The organism is Scandinavium lactucae (assembly GCF_033843265.1).
Classification (GTDB): Bacteria; Pseudomonadota; Gammaproteobacteria; order Enterobacterales; family Enterobacteriaceae; genus Scandinavium; species Scandinavium lactucae.
Map to the genome: position 1 here is coordinate 85955 of NZ_JAWXRD010000028.1, position 17719 is coordinate 103673.

Here is a 17719-nt window from a genome sequence, read left to right on the forward strand (position 1 = left end):
CGATTGCCCGTTTTTTCATTTTCGAATGAACGTATCGCAGGCAAATGAACGAGCAAAAGCGCCAAAGAGATAGCTTTAGACGGCCTAAATGCTTAGAATTTGCCCGCCGAAATACAAAAACGGATAAATCGCTTGGAATTTCTGTATACCACCTTGCTCTACCTGATTCAGCCGCTGGTCTGGCTACGATTGCTGTTACGCAGCCGCAAGGCACCCGCGTACCGTAAACGCTGGGCTGAACGCTATGGCTTCTGCAAAAACAAGGTACTGCCTGATGGCATACTGCTGCATTCCGTCTCTGTGGGCGAAACGCTGGCCGCTATTCCTCTGGTGCGCGCGCTGCGCCACCGTTATCCGTCATTGCCAATAACCGTCACCACCATGACGCCAACCGGCTCAGAACGTGCCTTGTCCGCCTTCGGCAAAGATGTGCAGCACGTCTATCTTCCGTACGATTTGCCCGGGGCAATGAACCGCTTCTTCAATACCACACGACCCAAATTGGTTATCGTGATGGAAACCGAGCTGTGGCCGAATATGGTCGCCGCCCTGCATAAACGCAAAATCCCGCTGGTGATTGCCAACGCCCGCCTGTCCGAGCGATCGGCGAAAGGCTACGGCAAGCTCGGCAAGTTTATGCGCCGCCTGTTAAGTCGCATTACGCTGATTGCCGCACAAAATGAGGAAGACGGGAACCGTTTCCTCTCTCTGGGCCTGAAGCGCAACCAGCTCGCGATTACCGGCAGCCTGAAATTCGATATCTCCGTGACGCCAGAACTGGCGGCGCGTGCCATCACCCTGCGTCGCCAGTGGGCCCCGCATCGTCAGGTGTGGATAGCCACCAGTACCCACGACGGCGAAGAGAAAATTATTCTTGAGGCGCATAAAAAGCTGTTGGAGACGTTCCCTAACCTGCTGCTGATCCTGGTGCCGCGCCATCCTGAACGTTTTGCTGATGCACGGGAACTGGTGCAGAAAGAGGGGATGACGTTCACACTGCGCAGCACTGGCGAAATCCCGACCACGGCGACCCAGGTTGTCATCGGCGACACCATGGGCGAGCTGATGCTGCTGTACGGAATTGCTGACCTCGCCTTCGTTGGCGGTAGCCTCGTTGAGCGCGGGGGTCACAACCCGCTGGAGCCCGCTGCACACGCGATTCCCGTGCTGATGGGCCCTCACACCTTCAACTTCAAAGACATCTGCGCCAAGCTGCAGCAGGATGACGGTCTGATCACCGTCACCGATACCGACACGCTGGTGAAAGAAGTCTCTACCCTGCTCACGGACGAAGATTACCGTCTGTGGTATGGACGTCACGCCGTCGAGGTGCTGCATCAGAACCAGGGCGCACTCGCCCGTCTGCTACAGTTACTGCAACCCTATTTGCCTCAGCGGAGTCACTAATGTCCCCACGCCTGTCGGTGGTGATGATTGCCAAAAACGCCGCTGATGTGCTGCCAGAATGTCTGGCGTCGGTACAATGGGCCGATGAAATTGTGCTGCTGGACTCCGGCAGCGACGATAACACCGTAGAACTGGCACAACGCCTCGGCGTAAAGGTCCACGTAAATACCGACTGGCAAGGCTATGGTATTCAGCGCCAGCGCGCACAGACGCTCGCGAGCGGCGATTATGTGCTAATGATCGATACCGACGAGCGCATCACCCCTGAACTCCAGCAATCCCTGCGGGACGTGCTGTCAGCCCCTCAACCGGGCGCGGTCTATAGCATCGCCCGTCGGAACTATTTCCTGGGTCGTTTTATGCGCCACAGCGGCTGGTATCCGGACCGCGTGTTACGTCTTTACGAGCGTAGCCGTTGGCAGTACAACGACAATCAGGTACATGAGTCTCTCGACTGCCGTGATGCCCAAGTGATTGAGCTGAAAGGCGACCTGAAGCACCTGACCTGCCGTGATTTCGCCGACTTCCAGCGTAAACAGCTGGCTTACGCCACGGCTTGGGCACAGGAACGCCATCAACACGGTAAGAAAACGTCTCTGACCGGCGTGTTCAGCCATACGTTAGGCGCATTCATGAAAACGCTGGTGCTCCGTGCAGGCTTTCTCGATGGCGCACAGGGCTGGCTGCTGGCAGTCGTGAACGCGCAGTATACGTTTAACAAGTACACCGAGCTGTGGGCGCTGAACCGCGGCTTTAGCAAGAAGGCGTAAGTCATGAGCACAAAAGCCATCTATCCGGGCACCTTTGATCCGATAACCAACGGGCACATTGATATCGTCACCCGCGCCAGCCGCATGTTTGATAACGTGCTATTGGCGATTGCCGCCAGCCCGAGCAAGAAGCCGATGTTTAACCTGGATGAACGCGTCGCGCTGGCCCAACAGGCCACATCGCATTTGCCCAACGTCGACGTGGTGGGCTTTAGTGACCTGATGGCTAATTTCGCCCGTGCGCAGCAGGCCAATATTCTGATTCGTGGCTTACGCGCAGTGGCAGATTTTGAATATGAGATGCAGCTGGCGCACATGAACCGCCATCTGATGCCCGATCTGGAAAGCGTATTTCTGATGCCATCGAAAGAGTGGTCGTTTATTTCATCATCACTGGTGAAAGAAGTGGCGCGCCACGACGGCGATGTCGCCCACTTCCTGCCCCCGGCTGTCCATCAGGCATTGATGGACAAACTTAAGTAATCACTTCTGACAGTGGCGGCAGTAAAATGTCGCCCGCTGGGCATGTTTGGTGGCAATAATCGGAGAACCGCAGACCCGACAAGGTTCATCTTTTCGACCGTAGACCTGCAATTCCTGAGCAAAATAGCCCGGCTTGCCGTCGCTTTGCAGGAAGTCCTTCAGCGTCGTTCCGCCCTGCTCAATGGAGCGCAGTAAAACTGCCTTAATTACCCGCACCAACAGCTCACACTCTGCCTGAGACAGCGACGACGCTAGCCTGTCAGGATGGATCCCCGCCGCAAACAACGATTCACTGGCATAGATATTCCCGACACCCACTACCAGTTTGTTATCCATCAGCCACGGCTTGATCGGCGTTTTCTTTTTCGCACACTTCTCGCGGAAGTATTCTGCGTTAAACGCGTCACTGAGCGGCTCCGGCCCAAGATGCGCCAGCACGCTGTGGCCCTCAAGCTCTTTGGTCCACAGCCAGGCCCCAAATCGACGCGGGTCGGTATAGCGCAGCACTTTCCCGTTGCTCATCACCAAATCGACATGGTCGTGTTTCTCAGCGGGCCGTTCTTCCGGCAGGATACGCAGGCTCCCGGACATGCCCAGATGCACGATAATCCAGCCGTCAGGCAGTTCCAACAGCAGATATTTAGCACGCCGCTGAACGCTGAGCACCGGCTTATCGCTGAGGCTGTGAATTTCAGCAGAAACAGGCCAGCGCAGGCGGCCATTGCGTACGATCGCGTGCAGGATGGTCTGGCCAACCAGATGCGGTTCAATACCGCGGCGGCTGGTTTCGACCTCAGGTAATTCAGGCATGACGTCTCCAAAGACAATGCGGAATGCTTTTATTATGGGGACGAGCAGAAAACAAAAAACCCCGCCGAGGCGGGGTTTTTCGATAAGAAAACTAAAATTATTTGATTTTAGCTTCTTTGTACAGCACGTGCTGACGGACAACTGGATCGAACTTTTTCAGTTCCAGTTTTTCCGGCTTAGTACGCTTGTTCTTCGTGGTGGTATAGAAGTGACCAGTACCAGCAGAAGAAACCAGCTTGATTTTCTCACGAATACCTTTAGCCATGATTTAACTCCTCTTAGTACTTAGTACTTTTCGCCACGGGCACGCAGTTCGGACAGAACTGTATCGATGCCTTTCTTGTCAATTACACGCATACCTTTAGCAGATACACGCAGGGTGACAAAGCGCTTCTCGCTCTCAACCCAGAAACGGTGAGAGTGCAGGTTCGGCAGGAAACGGCGCTTAGTCGCGTTCAGTGCGTGGGAACGGTTGTTACCGGTCACCGGACGCTTGCCAGTTACTTGGCAGACTCGGGACATGTCTATTCTCCAAAAATCAAATTAGCTCGAGCTTCGTATAGGGTATTGGCGCCTCGTCAGGCTGCTACAGCCCGGTCTGACGGTTCTAAGTGAACTCGTATAGCCAGGCCCAAATGCCAAACCCGAGATTCTCAAAGGTGGCGTAGTATACGCTGACTCCGCGGTGTGCTCAAGTCCCGAACAGACAAAGATCCCGATGGATCGCTAAATCCAACCGTGTTCGGCAAAAGAAACCATCTCACCTTTACCGACAATGAAATGATCGAGGACGCTTATCTCCATGAAGTTGCAACACTTTATCACTCTTTCTGTAATAATTCTATCCGCTTTACTCGGCTGGGCGCTGCCTGAAGGATGATTGTGCGCAAGGATCAGCGCGGCGGCATTAACCTTTATCGCCTCACGTACTATCTCGCGAGGGTGTACTTCAACGTGACTTAAGGTGCCGCTAAACAGCCGACAATGCTTCAGGACCCGGTTCTGGTTGTCGAGGAAGATAACCATAAAAATCTCCCGCTCTTCATTTGCCAACTGACTTTGAAGGAACTCTCGCGTGATATCGGGGCTGTTGAGCGGGTCTTCCAGCAGCATCAGGCGCACGTTAAAGAAGCGCCGCGCCAGTTCGGCAATCCCTTTGAGTTGGGCATACTTGGCAATACCGATGCCGTCCATCTTGATGAGCGCAGACTCTGAAGCCTGCAACAATCCGTACAGCGAGCCAAAATGTTCCAGCAGATAGCGGGCGAACGAGAGCACATCCCGGCGCTGCGTTCCTGTTCTCAGAAACAGGGCCAGCAGCTCCACATCACTCAGGGCTTCAATTCCTTTGATTTGCATTTTTTCGCGCGGCAACATCAGCTCAACGTCTTCCATAAACGCCCTCCTTTTGACGTGCGCCATCTTGCCACGCCTGCATCAACCCACACGACTACGCAATTTCACTCTTGCGTAATGCCTCGCAAAGTGGATTTTCCTTTGCAGCACGACAGCATCGGGATTGTGATAAAATGGCCAGATTCCTACCTCCTTCACAGGAAAGAATCATGATGAGCCTGGCCGGTAAAAAAATCGTTCTCGGCGTCAGCGGCGGTATCGCTGCGTATAAAACGCCGGAACTGGTGCGTCGTTTGCGCGAACGGGGTGCCGACGTTCGTGTCGCCATGACCGAAGCAGCAAAAGCCTTCATTACCCCGTTGAGCCTGCAGGCGGTCTCCGGTTATCCGGTTTCCGATAGTCTGCTGGACCCGGCAGCCGAAGCGGCGATGGGTCATATCGAACTCGGGAAATGGGCCGATTTAGTTATCCTGGCTCCGGCCACCGCCGATCTCATCGCCCGCGTTGCCGCCGGCATGGCAAACGACCTGGTTTCAACTATTTGCCTGGCCACACCGTCTCCGGTGGCGGTCGTTCCGGCGATGAACCAGCAGATGTTTCGGGCCGCGGCAACCCAGCAAAATCTGAATACACTCGAATCACGCGACATTTTGCTCTGGGGCCCGGATAGTGGGAGCCAGGCGTGTGGCGATGTTGGCCCTGGCCGTATGCTCGATCCGTTAGTGATTGTCGAAATGGCCGCAACGCATTTTTCGCCTGTCAACGATCTGCAACATCTCAATATCATGATTACCGCAGGCCCGACGCGAGAACCTCTCGACCCGGTACGTTACATCACTAACCACAGCTCCGGTAAAATGGGATTTGCGATTGCCGCCGCAGCGGCACGTCGTGGCGCGAATGTCACTCTGGTCAGCGGCCCTGTTTCACTGGCGACGCCACCGCTCGTGCAGCGTATCGATGTCACCACCGCACTTGAGATGGAAGCGGCGGTTCAGGACAAGGCTCAGGCACAGCACATTTTTATTGGCTGTGCCGCCGTCGCAGATTACCGTGCAGCGGCGATTGCGGATGAGAAAATTAAAAAGCAAGGTGATGAATTAACGATAAAAATGGTGAAAAACCCAGATATCGTTGCCGGTGTTGCCGCGCTGAAAACTTCTCGTCCTTACGTCGTAGGGTTTGCCGCAGAAACAAATAATGTGGAAGAATACGCGCAGCAAAAACGCGCCCGCAAGAACCTTGATCTGATCTGTGCGAACGATGTGTCGCAGGAAAATCAGGGCTTTAACAGCGATAACAACGCCTTGCACCTATTCTGGCAGGATGGAGATAAAGTCTTACCGCTTGCGCGAAAGGAACTCCTGGGCCAATTACTACTGGACGAGATCGTTACCCGTTATGATGAAAAAAATCGACGTTAAGATTCTGGACCCGCGCGTAGGCGAGCAATTCCCACTGCCAACTTACGCCACTTCCGGCTCTGCCGGACTTGACCTGCGAGCCTGTCTTGATGACGCCGTGGAACTGGCTCCTGGCGCAACCACCCTGCTGCCAACTGGTCTGGCTATTCATATCGCCGATTCGTCTCTGGCGGCGGTGATTCTGCCACGCTCCGGCCTCGGCCATAAGCATGGTGTCGTGCTCGGCAACCTGGTTGGCCTTATCGACTCCGATTACCAGGGCCAGCTGATGGTTTCCGTATGGAACCGTGGTCAGCAAAGCTTTACCATCGAGCCGGGCGAGCGTATTGCTCAGATGGTGTTTGTTCCTGTCGTTCAGGCAGAATTCAACCTGGTGGAAGAGTTTGACGCCACCGATCGTGGCGAAGGCGGCTTCGGCCATTCAGGACGCAAATAAGCTGTTCTGAAGCAGCATCCTGCAGCGAAATAATGCAATAACATCACCGCAAGCGACCGTTTGCGGTCGTTGTGTGGATGTCCGCCAGACGAGTGTTTATTTTCAGGGGTATTTGAAAACATGGCAGAAAAACAAACCGCGAAACGGAATCGTCGCGAAGAAATACTTCAATCTCTGGCACTTATGCTTGAATCCAGCGACGGTAGCCAACGTATTACCACCGCAAAACTGGCGGCATCGGTCGGCGTTTCCGAAGCGGCGTTGTATCGTCATTTCCCAAGCAAAACCCGGATGTTCGATAGCCTGATCGAGTTTATCGAAGACAGTTTGATTACGCGTATCAATTTGATTTTAAAAGATGAGAAAGATACCAGCGCCCGTCTGCGATTGATTGTGCTGTTGATCCTCGGCTTCGGGGAACGTAACCCAGGCCTGACCCGCATTTTGACTGGCCATGCGCTGATGTTTGAGCAGGACAGGCTCCAGGGCCGCATCAATCAGCTGTTCGAACGTATCGAAGCCCAGCTACGTCAGGTACTGCGTGAAAAGAAAATGCGCGAAGGGGAAGGTTACACGATGGATGAATCGCTGCTCGCCGGTCAGCTGTTAGCGTTTTGCGAAGGAATGCTGTCTCGCTTTGTGCGCAGTGAATTCAAATACTGCCCGACGGAAGATTTTGATGCTCGCTGGCCGTTGGTTGCGGCACAGTTGCAGTAAGAAAACCGGGCGTACAGCCCGGTTTCGTTTTTAGACACCAAACTCTTCGCGGTAAGCTCGGACCGCAGCCAGATGGTCAGCCATCTCCGGCTTCTCTTCCAGATACGCAATCAGGTCTTTCAGGGTAATGATCGAAATCACCTGGCAACCGTAGTCGCGCTCCACTTCCTGAATAGCCGAAATCTCACCGCGGCCTCGCTCCTGACGGTCCAGAGAGATCAACACCCCGGCCAGGGTGGCACCGTTGGCCTGAATAATCTCCATTGATTCGCGAATCGCCGTCCCGGCGGTGATCACGTCATCGACCAGCATGATGCGCCCTTCCAGCGGGCTTCCTACCAGACTCCCGCCTTCACCGTGATCTTTGGCTTCTTTACGGTTGAAGCAGTAAGGCACGTCGCGCTCATGATGTTCCGCTAACGCCACCGCGGTAGTGGTCGCAATCGGAATACCTTTGTACGCCGGGCCAAACAGCAAATCGAAATCAATGCCGGAATCCACCAACGCTTCTGCGTAGAAACGGCCTAACAGTGCCAAATCGCGCCCGGTATTAAACAGCCCGGCATTAAAGAAATACGGGCTCTTACGCCCAGATTTCAGCGTAAATTCGCCGAACTTCAGTACCTGCTTGTTAAGCGCAAATTCAATAAAATGGCGCTGATACGGTTTCATGGATTTGCTCCTCATCTTACTTTTTTACGGACAAAAAAAAGGGCGACAACGTCGCCCTTAAAATCAATTTTCCAGTGCCGCTTTCTGCGTCGCGACAATGGATTCAATTCCCCCTCTGGCCAGCGCCAGCAGGGTCAGCAATTCTTCATGGGTGAACGGCTCGCCTTCTGCCGTGCCCTGAACTTCGATGATGCGACCATCTTCAGTCATCACCACGTTCATGTCGGTCTCTGCGGCGGAATCTTCTACATACTCGAGATCGCACAGCGCTTCACCCGCCACGATGCCGACGGAAACCGCAGCAACCATGCCTTTCATTGGGTTGGTTTTCAGCTTACCGGCAGCCACCAGTTTATTCAGCGCATCTGCCAGCGCCACGCAGGCACCAGTAATGGAAGCCGTACGCGTGCCGCCATCGGCCTGAATTACATCGCAGTCCAGGGTGATGGTGAACTCACCCAGGGTTTTCAGATCGACCGCAGCGCGCAGCGCACGGGCGATCAGACGCTGGATTTCCATAGTACGCCCGCCCTGCTTCCCTTTTGCCGCTTCACGGGCATTACGGGTATGCGTCGAACGCGGCAGCATACCGTATTCGGCGGTGATCCAGCCTTGGCCCTGGCCTTTGAGAAAGCGCGGTACGCCTTCGTCAATAGAGGCAGTGCACAGCACTTTCGTATCACCGAATTCGACCAGCACGGAGCCTTCAGCGTGTTTGGTGTAGTTACGGGTCAGGGTTACGGGACGCACCTGATGAGCGCTACGGCCTGCTGGACGCATGATGATATCTCCGGCTTAAAACGAGTGTGGCGCGCATTATACACAAAATCATTTAGGTTGCATCGCGGCGGCAACTGAGTGAATTTCCAGGATCTTACATCAGTAAGTGACTGGGGTGAGCGAAGGCAGCCAACAAAGAAGCAGCCTGAAAGATGACGTGTATATACGGATTAAGGATGCATATTCCTATCATGAAAAAGCCCCGCTAGCTATAATCCCCCCATCTCTCCTTTCAAAACAGGAACGTCTATGATCCGCAGTATGACCGCCTATGCCCGGCGTGAAATCAAGGGTGAATGGGGCAGTGCCGCGTGGGAACTGCGCTCGGTAAACCAGCGTTATCTCGAAACTTATTTCCGCATGCCGGAGCAGTTCCGTAGCCTGGAGCCCGTGGTTCGTGAGCGTATTCGTGCCCGTCTGACGCGTGGTAAAGTCGAATGCACGCTGCGTTTTGAGCAGGACCCGAGCGCCCAAGGTGAGCTTATTCTCAACGAAAAGCTGGCTAAACAGCTGGTTAACGCTGCCAACTGGGTCAAAATGCAGAGCGACGAAGGTGAGGTTAACCCGGTTGATATTCTGCGCTGGCCGGGTGTAATGGCTGCACAAGAACAAGACCTGGATGCCATCACCGCGGAGATTCTGTCAGCCCTTGATGGCGCTCTGGATGATTTCATCGTGGCCCGTGAAACCGAAGGCCAGGCGCTGAAAGCCTTAATCGAACAGCGTCTCGACGGTGTTAGCGCAGAAGTCAGCAAAGTGCGTGCTCATATGCCTGAAATAATGCAATGGCAACGCGAGCGTCTGGTCGCCAAACTTGAAGAAGCGCAGGTCCAGCTTGAGAACAACCGTCTTGAGCAGGAGCTAGTGATGATGGCGCAGCGTATCGACGTCGCTGAAGAGCTCGACCGACTGGAAGCCCACGTCAAAGAGACGTGGAATATCCTGAAGAAGAAAGAAGCCGTTGGCCGTCGCCTCGACTTTATGATGCAGGAATTCAACCGCGAATCTAACACCCTGGGTTCCAAATCGATCAACAGCGAAGTCACTAACTCGGCCATTGAGCTGAAAGTGCTGATTGAGCAGATGCGCGAACAAATTCAGAATATCGAGTAAGCGTCAGGAAGCCCGGCTCTCCGGGCTTCCTCCCATCCTACGCTCGTCACCGTAAATCCCACGCTACACAACATCTATGGCATACTTTTTCTAATCCATAATTTAAAACCAAAGCCGCCAATCCTTCACCCGCGAGCAACCTTGAATAAGAAAAACTAATCCTTTCCGATTTGCCTTAGAAAATCTCAATCGTGATGCAGCGCACAAATCGCTAATCTGCCTCGACACAGTTCGGGGGCGACCATGCTGCTACATATTCTCTATCTTATCGGTATCACTGCGGAAGCAATGACAGGCGCGCTGGCTGCGGGCCGTCGTCGGATGGATACCTTCGGCGTCATTATTATTGCTACCGCGACGGCGCTGGGTGGCGGTTCCGTGCGCGATATTCTGCTCGGACACTATCCGCTGGGCTGGGTGAAGCATCCAGAATATGTGGTTATTGTGGCGGTTGCCGCGGTGCTGACCACCATCCTGGCTCCTGTGATGCCACATCTGCGCAAATTGTTCCTGGTACTGGATGCCCTGGGTCTGGTGGTATTTTCCATTATCGGGGCGCAAATTGCCCTCGATATGGGTGAAGGACCCATTATTGCCACCATCGCGGCGGTCATCACGGGTGTCTTTGGCGGCGTGCTACGCGATATGTTCTGTAAACGCATTCCACTGGTCTTTCAGAAAGAGCTGTATGCCGGCGTCTCGTTTGCCTCTGCGGTACTGTATATCGCCCTACAGCACTACGTCAGTAGCCATGACGTGGTTGTGATCGCCACGCTGCTGTTTGGCTTTACGATGCGCATGTTAGCCCTACGGCTTAAGCTTGGGCTGCCCGTTTTTCATTACACGCACAATTCACATTAATTTTTAGCCAAAATATGGGGCAAATGCTCTGCCTACTGATTAATTTACGGCGAAAAACACACATCCCGCACAGCGAAATTTTGAAAAAACGGATACAATAGCGACAATTTTTTAAGTCCAATTTACATTAAGTCTATTATGTCGTTTATCAGTGCATCGCTACCTATTCTTAAAAAGAATCTTAGCCAGTATTTTATCCTGGCCTTTCTTTTTTCCATGCTGATTCAGATCTGGCCTGCAGCCTTCACGCTGCCGTTCAGGTTCGTGATTCGCATAGCGATTTGTAACGCACTTTTGCTGCTGTCAGCCGCTGCGGTCTATCGCTACTTTGTCGGGAAATTATTTTCTCTACTGCTGACCATCGCCTTAACCCTCAACTTTGCGATTTCATTTTGTACCTGGCGCATATACCAAAGCGAATTCAGTAGCGTTTTCGCTATGAGTATTTTGACCACGCACTTCAGCGAAGTGACCAGTATGTCCGGTCTTTTTACCTATGACATACCGATCATTGCGCTCTATTTCATCGTGACACTGATGGCCATTCGTTATCTGGCTGAAAATACCTCCACCACGACTCAGCGCGTGGGTATGAGCTTGTTAGCGGTGTTTTTTGTCTGGTACACCTCTGCAAGCTGGTTGAAGCAGCGTAAAGATCTGGAAGTTTATTACCCGTTAAGCTCTCGCGTTTTGGCTAATACCCCATTTTATGTGGCGTCAGAATTTATTATTGCGGTGCGTGACAGTAAACTCGCCGAGCAAATTTATAAGGCCGATCTTCACTATCCGGCATTAACCGTTAGCGATACCGGCATTGAGAACTATGTTGTTATCGTGGGTGAATCTGCCCGCCGCAGCAACATGCAGCTGTATGGTTTCGGCCTGGATACCACCCCCGTTGCGTCCACCTTTCGTCAGAATGCACTGGTGTTCGAGCACGCGATTGCGCCTGCATCGGCAACGGTTTTGGCCGTGCCAATGATCCTTAGCAAAGCAGATCCTGACAATTTCACTGCCAATGAACTGGCCGATAATATTCTTCGCGTCGCCAATGAAGCAGGTTTTTACACCGAGTGGATCAGTGCCCAAGGCAATTCAGGGAAAAGTAATAACTATGTGGTAGCGATTGCCTCACTGAGTCAAAAGGCACAGTGGATCAACACTAACTATGATGAAGAGCTCCTTCCTGCGCTGGATAAAGCCCTGACGGTTGCGGGCCGCAAACTGATTGTATTGCATATAAACGGCAGCCATGAAATGGCCTGTATTCGCTATCCCGCGTCTGCGGACTATTTCCATACCCAAGATAAATATGAAGATTGTTATAACAACGCTATTCGTTATACCGACCACGTTATTGGGGAAGTCGTCAAACGCCTTAACAACAGTGCCTCGACGCTGCTTTATTTCTCCGATCATGGTTTAGAGAAAAACCCGAGTCTTGAATCGCACTACATGCACGGTTCTCGTAATCCGAGTAAGGAAGCCTATGATGTACCGCAATTTATTTGGTACAGCCCATCAGCCCTTGCCAGCAAACCGCGCCGACTTGGTACAGTGGAAGAACGCTACTCCACTGCGCATAACTATGAATTGATGATCAGTCTGATGGGAATTACAACGGGAGTCTCTCACTGCGAATCCCCTCTTGAAGCCTGTTATAAACCAGAGACATCATTCCCGGTGATGGATGGTGGTCGACATATTTTCGATTATGACGATCTGCGTGACACCTTCAGTTCGCCAGAGAAAAATACCCGTTTTCGCAAAGTAGGGAAAAACTCTCTTTAAAAACCCTCAATGTGATAACCCGTAAGCCACTGCGCCAACCCCTTAACCTGCGAATCCGCCAGCCAGCGCCTCAATTGGCTGGCTTTGGTTTTTCCAATCATCGGCAGTTTTTGCCAGTCTTCTGTTTGTATATCCACAAGCTGCCCCCACCCTTGCGCCCGCAGACCCAATAGCGTTTTTTGACTGAGTGGGATACCCATCGCCAGCAGCCACTGTGTAAAAGGTTGCTGCTTCGCCAGGTTAAATTGATGCCAGATCATTCGCGCTTTACCCGCCGACACGCCTGGCGTTTGACGCAGTTGCGCTTCATCCAGCGCCAGCCATGAAAACAGGTGTTCGAAATGATGCGCCTGAGACAGCGCCCGCCAACTCGCTTCGCCCACCCCGTCAATGTGCAACTGCTGAGCCGCCCATACCAGCCGCGCCAAAAACTGTGGCTGACACTCAGGTGAGGACCAAAAACAGGTCAGCTCATTGACGTTTCCAGCCGGTGGAGTGGGCTTAATGCGCTGAACGGTGCGCCAGGCAACGCTATCAATACGCGGGATACCTTGCCCGGCGAGGCTGATATTCAGCCGATCGCCGAGGGCAATATCCCACTCCTGCCAGCGCCGAAGTGACCCAACATTCACCCGGCGAACCTGTTTATCATCCAGCAGAACGGGATCAAGCCGAGCCACCACGGCGACTTTACCGGTACGTCCTACGCCAAATTCAATGGCTTTCACCTCGGCGATTTGTGTTACTGGCGGATATTTCCAGGCAGCCACCCAGGTGCCTTCTCCCGGTTGCCAGTACCGCGCATCGGGCTCTTTTGCCGAGCGCAGCACGATGCCGTCAGTGGCAAAAGGCAACGACGAAGAGAACCATCGCTGGCGTTGGGCTGCCACCTCTGAAACGGTCTTCACGGGAAGAGAGTATTCCGCCACCGAGGTAAAACCGGCCTCATGCAGGAGTGCCAGCCGTTGAGGCATCTCAGCAGGGCCATCGGGCCAACCCCAAATAAACACGGCTAACTCAGAAAGCAGGCCTGAATCAGCTTTACGCAGCATGGCACCCGCAACTTTTGAACGGGCGTTGATCCCCCCCTTTTGCTGTTGGATATGTCCAGCTTGTCGAAGAAAAAGCTCCCCCTGCAGCACGCTGTTGGCCAGTCTGCCCCAGAGTTTTTTGGGGATTGCCGGAATTTGACGCGCCTTTGCCGTCCAGTCCTCTCCGGCCAGGCCATCTCCCCGGCTGATCGCCTGCACCAGTTTCCCGCTACGATAAACGAGCGTCATTGCCACACCGTCAACTTTGGGCTGGATCCATAAGTCTGTTTTATCTTGCATCCAAAGGGCGACAGCCTGGCTGTCTTTCAGCTTACGCACGCCGGTGTGCGCCACTGGATGAGTGAGAGCGCCTTTCTGCGCTGGGATTTCGGGGATTTTGATGACTTTATCAAAGCATCGACGCCACCGTGTTAACTGCGCGCTGAGCTGATCGAATTCATCATCACTGACCTCACTGATACCCGCCTGCCAATATGCATTATTCCACTCGTCTATTTGCCGCTGCAGGCGGGTAATTTCCTGTGTAGCCCTGGCTGCAGACCATCTCGGGCAAGCCGCCTGGGTTGAACATGCCAGTGCCGCCAAAACCACCATCACTATTCCTCTTATCCCTATCATGTCTCTTCTCCTGCTCAATTACGACAGGTTGTAACGCGACCACAATTCGCTGACGAGGCGGGATTTACGGGTTTGCGCAGAGGATTCAGAGAAATATGCGTTGTTGCTGCAACAGGTAGAAAAATCAGGAAAGCAGTGCGCAAAAGTAAAGAAACTCACGCAAAAAGTGTGACAAAGACTACGTCACGCAGCGGTGACGTGTATAATAGGGTCGTATGTAGACTTTCTTTCGACTCAACATACACAAGACTCTCATGGCTCAAGGCACGCTTTATATTGTTTCTGCCCCTAGTGGCGCGGGTAAATCCAGCCTGATTCAGGCATTACTGAAAACCCAACCGTTATACGACACCCAGGTTTCTGTTTCACACACCACGCGCGCGCCGCGTCCGGGTGAAGTTCACGGTGAGCATTATTTCTTTGTTGATCACGCCGAATTCAAAGCGATGATTGGCCGAGATGCGTTTCTTGAGCACGCAGAAGTTTTTGGTAATTATTACGGTACTTCGCGTGAAACCATCGAGCAGATTCTGAAATCCGGTGTCGATGTGTTCCTCGATATCGACTGGCAGGGCGCGCAGCAAATCCGCAAAGCCATGCCGGAATCGCGCAGTATCTTTATTCTGCCGCCGTCGAAAGACGAACTCGATCGCCGTCTACGCGGTCGTGGCCAGGATAGCGAAGAAGTGATCGCCAAACGTATGGCGCAGGCCGTGGCGGAAATGAGCCACTACGCCGAATATAACTACCTGATTGTGAACGATGATTTTGATACCGCCCTGGGCGATTTGAAGACCATCATTCGTGCTGAACGTCTGCGCATGAGCCGCCAAAAACAGCGCCATGACGCTTTAATCAGCAAACTATTGGCAGACTGAACCCACATTCAGTATCATGCCCAGTCATTTCGTCATCTGTGGAGCTTTGAAATATGGCACGCGTAACTGTTCAGGACGCTGTAGAAAAAATTGGTAACCGTTTTGACCTGGTGCTGGTCGCCGCGCGTCGCGCTCGTCAGATGCAGACAGGCGGTAAAGATCCACTGGTACCGGAAGAGAACGACAAAACTACCGTAATCGCGCTGCGCGAAATCGAAGAAGGTCTGATCAACAACCAGATCCTCGACGTTCGTGATCGCCAGGAGCAGCAAGAGCAGGAAGCCGCAGAACTGCAGGCCGTAACCGCCATTGCTGAAGGTCGTCGTTAATTAACCCTGCGGGTCGCCCTTGTATCTGTTTGAGAGCCTGAATCAGCTGATTCAAACTTACCTGCCAGAAGACCAGATTAAGCGTCTTCAGCAGGCCTATCTCGTCGCACGTGATGCTCACGAGGGACAGACACGTTCAAGCGGTGAACCCTATATCACCCATCCGGTAGCCGTCGCCTGCATTCTGGCCGAGATGAAACTCGACTATGAAACGCTGATGGCCGCGCTATTGCATGACGTGATTGAAGATACCCCCGCCACCTACCAGGATATGGAACAGCTGTTTGGTAAAAGCGTCGCCGAACTGGTAGAAGGGGTGTCGAAGCTTGATAAGCTTAAGTTCCGCGATAAGAAAGAGGCGCAAGCCGAAAACTTCCGCAAGATGATTATGGCGATGGTGCAGGATATCCGCGTCATACTCATCAAACTTGCCGACCGTACTCACAACATGCGCACCCTGGGCTCTCTTCGTCCGGATAAACGTCGCCGCATCGCCCGCGAAACGCTGGAAATCTACAGTCCTCTGGCGCACCGTTTAGGTATCCATCACATCAAAACCGAGCTTGAAGAGCTGGGCTTTGAAGCGCTGTATCCGAATCGCTATCGCGTCATTAAAGAAGTGGTTAAAGCGGCACGCGGTAACCGTAAAGAGATGATTCAAAAAATCCTTTCGGAAATCGATGGGCGTTTACAGGAAGCGGGTATCCCATGTCGCGTCAGCGGCAGGGAAAAACATCTTTACTCCATCTACTGCAAAATGGTGCTCAAGGAGCAGCGTTTTCACTCGATCATGGATATCTACGCCTTCCGCGTGATCGTGCATGATTTCGACACCTGTTATCGCGTTCTGGGGCAGATGCACAGTCTGTACAAACCGCGTCCGGGCCGGGTGAAAGACTATATCGCCATTCCAAAAGCGAACGGATATCAGTCCTTGCATACCTCCATGATTGGCCCGCACGGCGTGCCCGTTGAGGTGCAGATCCGCACCGAAGACATGGACATGATGGCAGAGATGGGTGTTGCCGCTCACTGGGCGTACAAAGAGAACGGCGAGAGCAGTACCACCGCGCAAATCCGCGCCCAGCGCTGGATGCAAAGCCTGCTGGAACTGCAGCAGAGCGCCGGTAGCTCATTTGAATTTATCGAGAGCGTAAAATCTGATCTCTTCCCGGATGAGATTTATGTTTTCACCCCGGAAGGCCGCATTGTCGAACTGCCTGCTGGCGCTACGCCGGTGGATTTCGCCTATGCGGTGCATACCGATATCGGTCATGCCTGCGTTGGCGCACGCGTCGACAGGCAGCCGTATCCTCTGTCGCAGCCGCTCACCAGCGGGCAGACGGTGGAGATTATTACCGCACCGGGCGCTCGACCGAACGCCGCGTGGCTGAACTTTGTTGTCAGCTCTAAAGCGCGTGCAAGAATTCGGCAGTTGCTGAAAAACCTGAAACGCGAAGACTCCGTCAGCCTCGGCCGTCGCCTGCTGAACCATGCGCTCGGCGGCAGCCGCAAGCTGGCAGAAATTCCGCAGGAAAATATTCATCGCGAACTGGTCCGCATGAAACTCCCAACGCTCGACGATCTGCTGGCCGAAATTGGTCTGGGCAATGCCATGAGCGTTGTGGTCGCGAAAAATCTTCAACAGGGCGAAGCGGGCGCAGCACAGCTACAATCCACGCCAACCGGCCATGGTCATCTGCCGATTAAAGGCGCAGATGGCGTGCTGATCACCTTCGCCAAGTGCTGTCGCCCTATTCCAGGCGATCCGATCATCGCCCACGTCAGCCCGGGCAAAGGGTTGGTTATTCACCACGAGTCGTGCCGAAATATTCGCGGTTACCAGAAAGAACCAGAAAAATTCATGGCCGTGGAGTGGGATAAAGAGACCGAACAGGAATTTATCACCGAAATTAAGGTGGATATGTTCAACCATCAGGGTGCGCTGGCGAATCTCACCGCCGCAATCAACACCGCCTCATCCAATATTCAGAGCCTGAATACGGAAGAGAAAGATGGTCGCGTCTACAGCGCCTTCATTCGTCTGACGGCACGCGATCGCGTCCATCTGGCCAACATTATGCGCAAAATTCGCGTTATGCCGGATGTGATTAAAGTCACCCGTAATAGAAACTAGTGTTAAACACAAAATCATTCGAATTGCGTCGAGGCGGCAAGCGAATGAATCCCCGGAAACGTACAGAAGTACGTGACTGGGGTGA

General features: G+C 53.3%; 19 protein-coding genes. 12 read left to right on the forward strand and 7 right to left on the reverse strand.

The window, feature by feature from the left end:
• Positions 1 to 132: 132 nt before the first annotated feature.
• Genes waaA through coaD form a run of 3 tightly spaced genes read left to right on the forward strand, consistent with a single transcriptional unit; the run spans position 133 to position 2660 of the window.
• Positions 133 to 1407, forward strand: coding sequence for a lipid IV(A) 3-deoxy-D-manno-octulosonic acid transferase (waaA, locus tag SIK69_RS09870; protein WP_319627224.1), 1275 nt, complete (start codon positions 133 to 135; stop codon positions 1405 to 1407).
• The gene (locus tag SIK69_RS09875) at positions 1407 to 2177 is read left to right on the forward strand and encodes a glycosyltransferase family 2 protein (RefSeq protein ID WP_319627225.1); all 771 of its coding nucleotides are present in this window, start codon (positions 1407 to 1409) and stop codon (positions 2175 to 2177) included. The genes waaA and SIK69_RS09875 overlap by 1 nt, the downstream gene beginning before the upstream one ends.
• A gap of 3 nt (positions 2178 to 2180) precedes the next feature.
• Positions 2181 to 2660 carry a pantetheine-phosphate adenylyltransferase gene (coaD, locus tag SIK69_RS09880; RefSeq protein WP_319786012.1) on the forward strand — a complete coding sequence of 160 codons (480 nt, stop codon included), beginning with the start codon at positions 2181 to 2183 and terminating at the stop codon, positions 2658 to 2660.
• Here the strand turns inward: coaD and mutM are convergent, their stop codons facing one another.
• The 4 genes from mutM to radC all read right to left on the reverse strand — a co-directional run bounded on the left by mutM (position 2661) and on the right by radC (position 4865).
• Positions 2661 to 3470 (reverse strand): bifunctional DNA-formamidopyrimidine glycosylase/DNA-(apurinic or apyrimidinic site) lyase, encoded by an 810-nt coding sequence (gene mutM, locus SIK69_RS09885; RefSeq protein WP_319786013.1) that lies wholly within the window; start codon positions 3468 to 3470, stop codon positions 2661 to 2663.
• Positions 3471 to 3567: 97 nt separating this feature from the next.
• On the reverse strand, positions 3568 to 3735 hold the full coding sequence (gene rpmG, locus SIK69_RS09890) for a 50S ribosomal protein L33 (RefSeq protein WP_003024094.1): 168 nt from the start codon (positions 3733 to 3735) through the stop codon (positions 3568 to 3570).
• Positions 3736 to 3755: 20 nt separating this feature from the next.
• The gene (rpmB, locus tag SIK69_RS09895) at positions 3756 to 3992 is read right to left on the reverse strand and encodes a 50S ribosomal protein L28 (RefSeq protein ID WP_002436699.1); all 237 of its coding nucleotides are present in this window, start codon (positions 3990 to 3992) and stop codon (positions 3756 to 3758) included.
• A 204-nt stretch (positions 3993 to 4196) separates the two neighbouring features.
• The gene (gene radC, locus SIK69_RS09900) at positions 4197 to 4865 is read right to left on the reverse strand and encodes a RadC family protein (protein ID WP_319627343.1); all 669 of its coding nucleotides are present in this window, start codon (positions 4863 to 4865) and stop codon (positions 4197 to 4199) included.
• 173 nt (positions 4866 to 5038) lie between these two features.
• Here radC and coaBC point away from each other — a divergent pair, with 173 nt between their 5' ends.
• The 3 genes from coaBC (at position 5039) to slmA (ending at position 7403) form a co-directional block, all read left to right on the forward strand.
• Positions 5039 to 6250: a bifunctional phosphopantothenoylcysteine decarboxylase/phosphopantothenate--cysteine ligase CoaBC gene (gene coaBC, locus SIK69_RS09905; RefSeq protein WP_319786053.1), complete on the forward strand. Its 1212-nt coding sequence runs from the start codon at positions 5039 to 5041 to the stop codon at positions 6248 to 6250.
• Positions 6228 to 6686: a dUTP diphosphatase gene (gene dut, locus SIK69_RS09910; protein ID WP_312627956.1), complete on the forward strand. Its 459-nt coding sequence runs from the start codon at positions 6228 to 6230 to the stop codon at positions 6684 to 6686. The genes coaBC and dut overlap by 23 nt, the downstream gene beginning before the upstream one ends.
• Positions 6687 to 6806: 120 nt before the next feature.
• The gene (gene slmA, locus SIK69_RS09915; protein WP_319786014.1) at positions 6807 to 7403 is read left to right on the forward strand and encodes a nucleoid occlusion factor SlmA; all 597 of its coding nucleotides are present in this window, start codon (positions 6807 to 6809) and stop codon (positions 7401 to 7403) included.
• Between the two features lie 30 nt (positions 7404 to 7433).
• Here slmA and pyrE read toward each other — a convergent pair whose 3' ends face one another.
• Positions 7434 to 8075, reverse strand: coding sequence for an orotate phosphoribosyltransferase (gene pyrE, locus SIK69_RS09920; protein WP_319627229.1), 642 nt, complete (start codon positions 8073 to 8075; stop codon positions 7434 to 7436).
• A 63-nt stretch (positions 8076 to 8138) separates the two neighbouring features.
• Positions 8139 to 8855: a ribonuclease PH gene (rph, locus tag SIK69_RS09925; RefSeq protein WP_319627230.1), complete on the reverse strand. Its 717-nt coding sequence runs from the start codon at positions 8853 to 8855 to the stop codon at positions 8139 to 8141.
• A gap of 249 nt (positions 8856 to 9104) precedes the next feature.
• Here rph and SIK69_RS09930 point away from each other — a divergent pair, with 249 nt between their 5' ends.
• The 3 genes from SIK69_RS09930 (at position 9105) to SIK69_RS09940 (ending at position 12620) form a co-directional block, all read left to right on the forward strand.
• A complete protein-coding gene (locus SIK69_RS09930; RefSeq protein WP_319627231.1) occupies positions 9105 to 9968 on the forward strand; it encodes a YicC/YloC family endoribonuclease in 864 nt (287 codons plus the stop codon).
• Between the two features lie 243 nt (positions 9969 to 10211).
• A complete protein-coding gene (locus tag SIK69_RS09935; protein WP_319627232.1) occupies positions 10212 to 10829 on the forward strand; it encodes a trimeric intracellular cation channel family protein in 618 nt (205 codons plus the stop codon).
• Between the two features lie 138 nt (positions 10830 to 10967).
• Positions 10968 to 12620 carry a phosphoethanolamine transferase gene (locus SIK69_RS09940; RefSeq protein ID WP_319627233.1) on the forward strand — a complete coding sequence of 551 codons (1653 nt, stop codon included), beginning with the start codon at positions 10968 to 10970 and terminating at the stop codon, positions 12618 to 12620.
• Here SIK69_RS09940 and ligB read toward each other — a convergent pair.
• On the reverse strand, positions 12617 to 14290 hold the full coding sequence (ligB, locus tag SIK69_RS09945) for an NAD-dependent DNA ligase LigB (RefSeq protein WP_374941347.1): 1674 nt from the start codon (positions 14288 to 14290) through the stop codon (positions 12617 to 12619). The two genes, SIK69_RS09940 and ligB, sit on opposite strands and share 4 nt — an antisense overlap.
• A 254-nt stretch (positions 14291 to 14544) precedes the next feature.
• Between ligB and gmk the strand changes: the two genes are divergently transcribed.
• From gmk to spoT, 3 genes are read left to right on the forward strand one after another with little or no spacing between them, the layout of a single operon-like run.
• A complete protein-coding gene (gene gmk / locus SIK69_RS09950) occupies positions 14545 to 15168 on the forward strand; it encodes a guanylate kinase (protein ID WP_319627235.1) in 624 nt (207 codons plus the stop codon).
• Positions 15169 to 15221: 53 nt separating this feature from the next.
• Positions 15222 to 15497, forward strand: coding sequence for a DNA-directed RNA polymerase subunit omega (rpoZ, locus tag SIK69_RS09955; protein WP_110510340.1), 276 nt, complete (start codon positions 15222 to 15224; stop codon positions 15495 to 15497).
• 19 nt (positions 15498 to 15516) lie between these two features.
• Positions 15517 to 17634: a bifunctional GTP diphosphokinase/guanosine-3',5'-bis pyrophosphate 3'-pyrophosphohydrolase gene (gene spoT / locus SIK69_RS09960; protein ID WP_319786015.1), complete on the forward strand. Its 2118-nt coding sequence runs from the start codon at positions 15517 to 15519 to the stop codon at positions 17632 to 17634.
• The last annotated feature ends 85 nt before the right edge of the window (positions 17635 to 17719 follow it).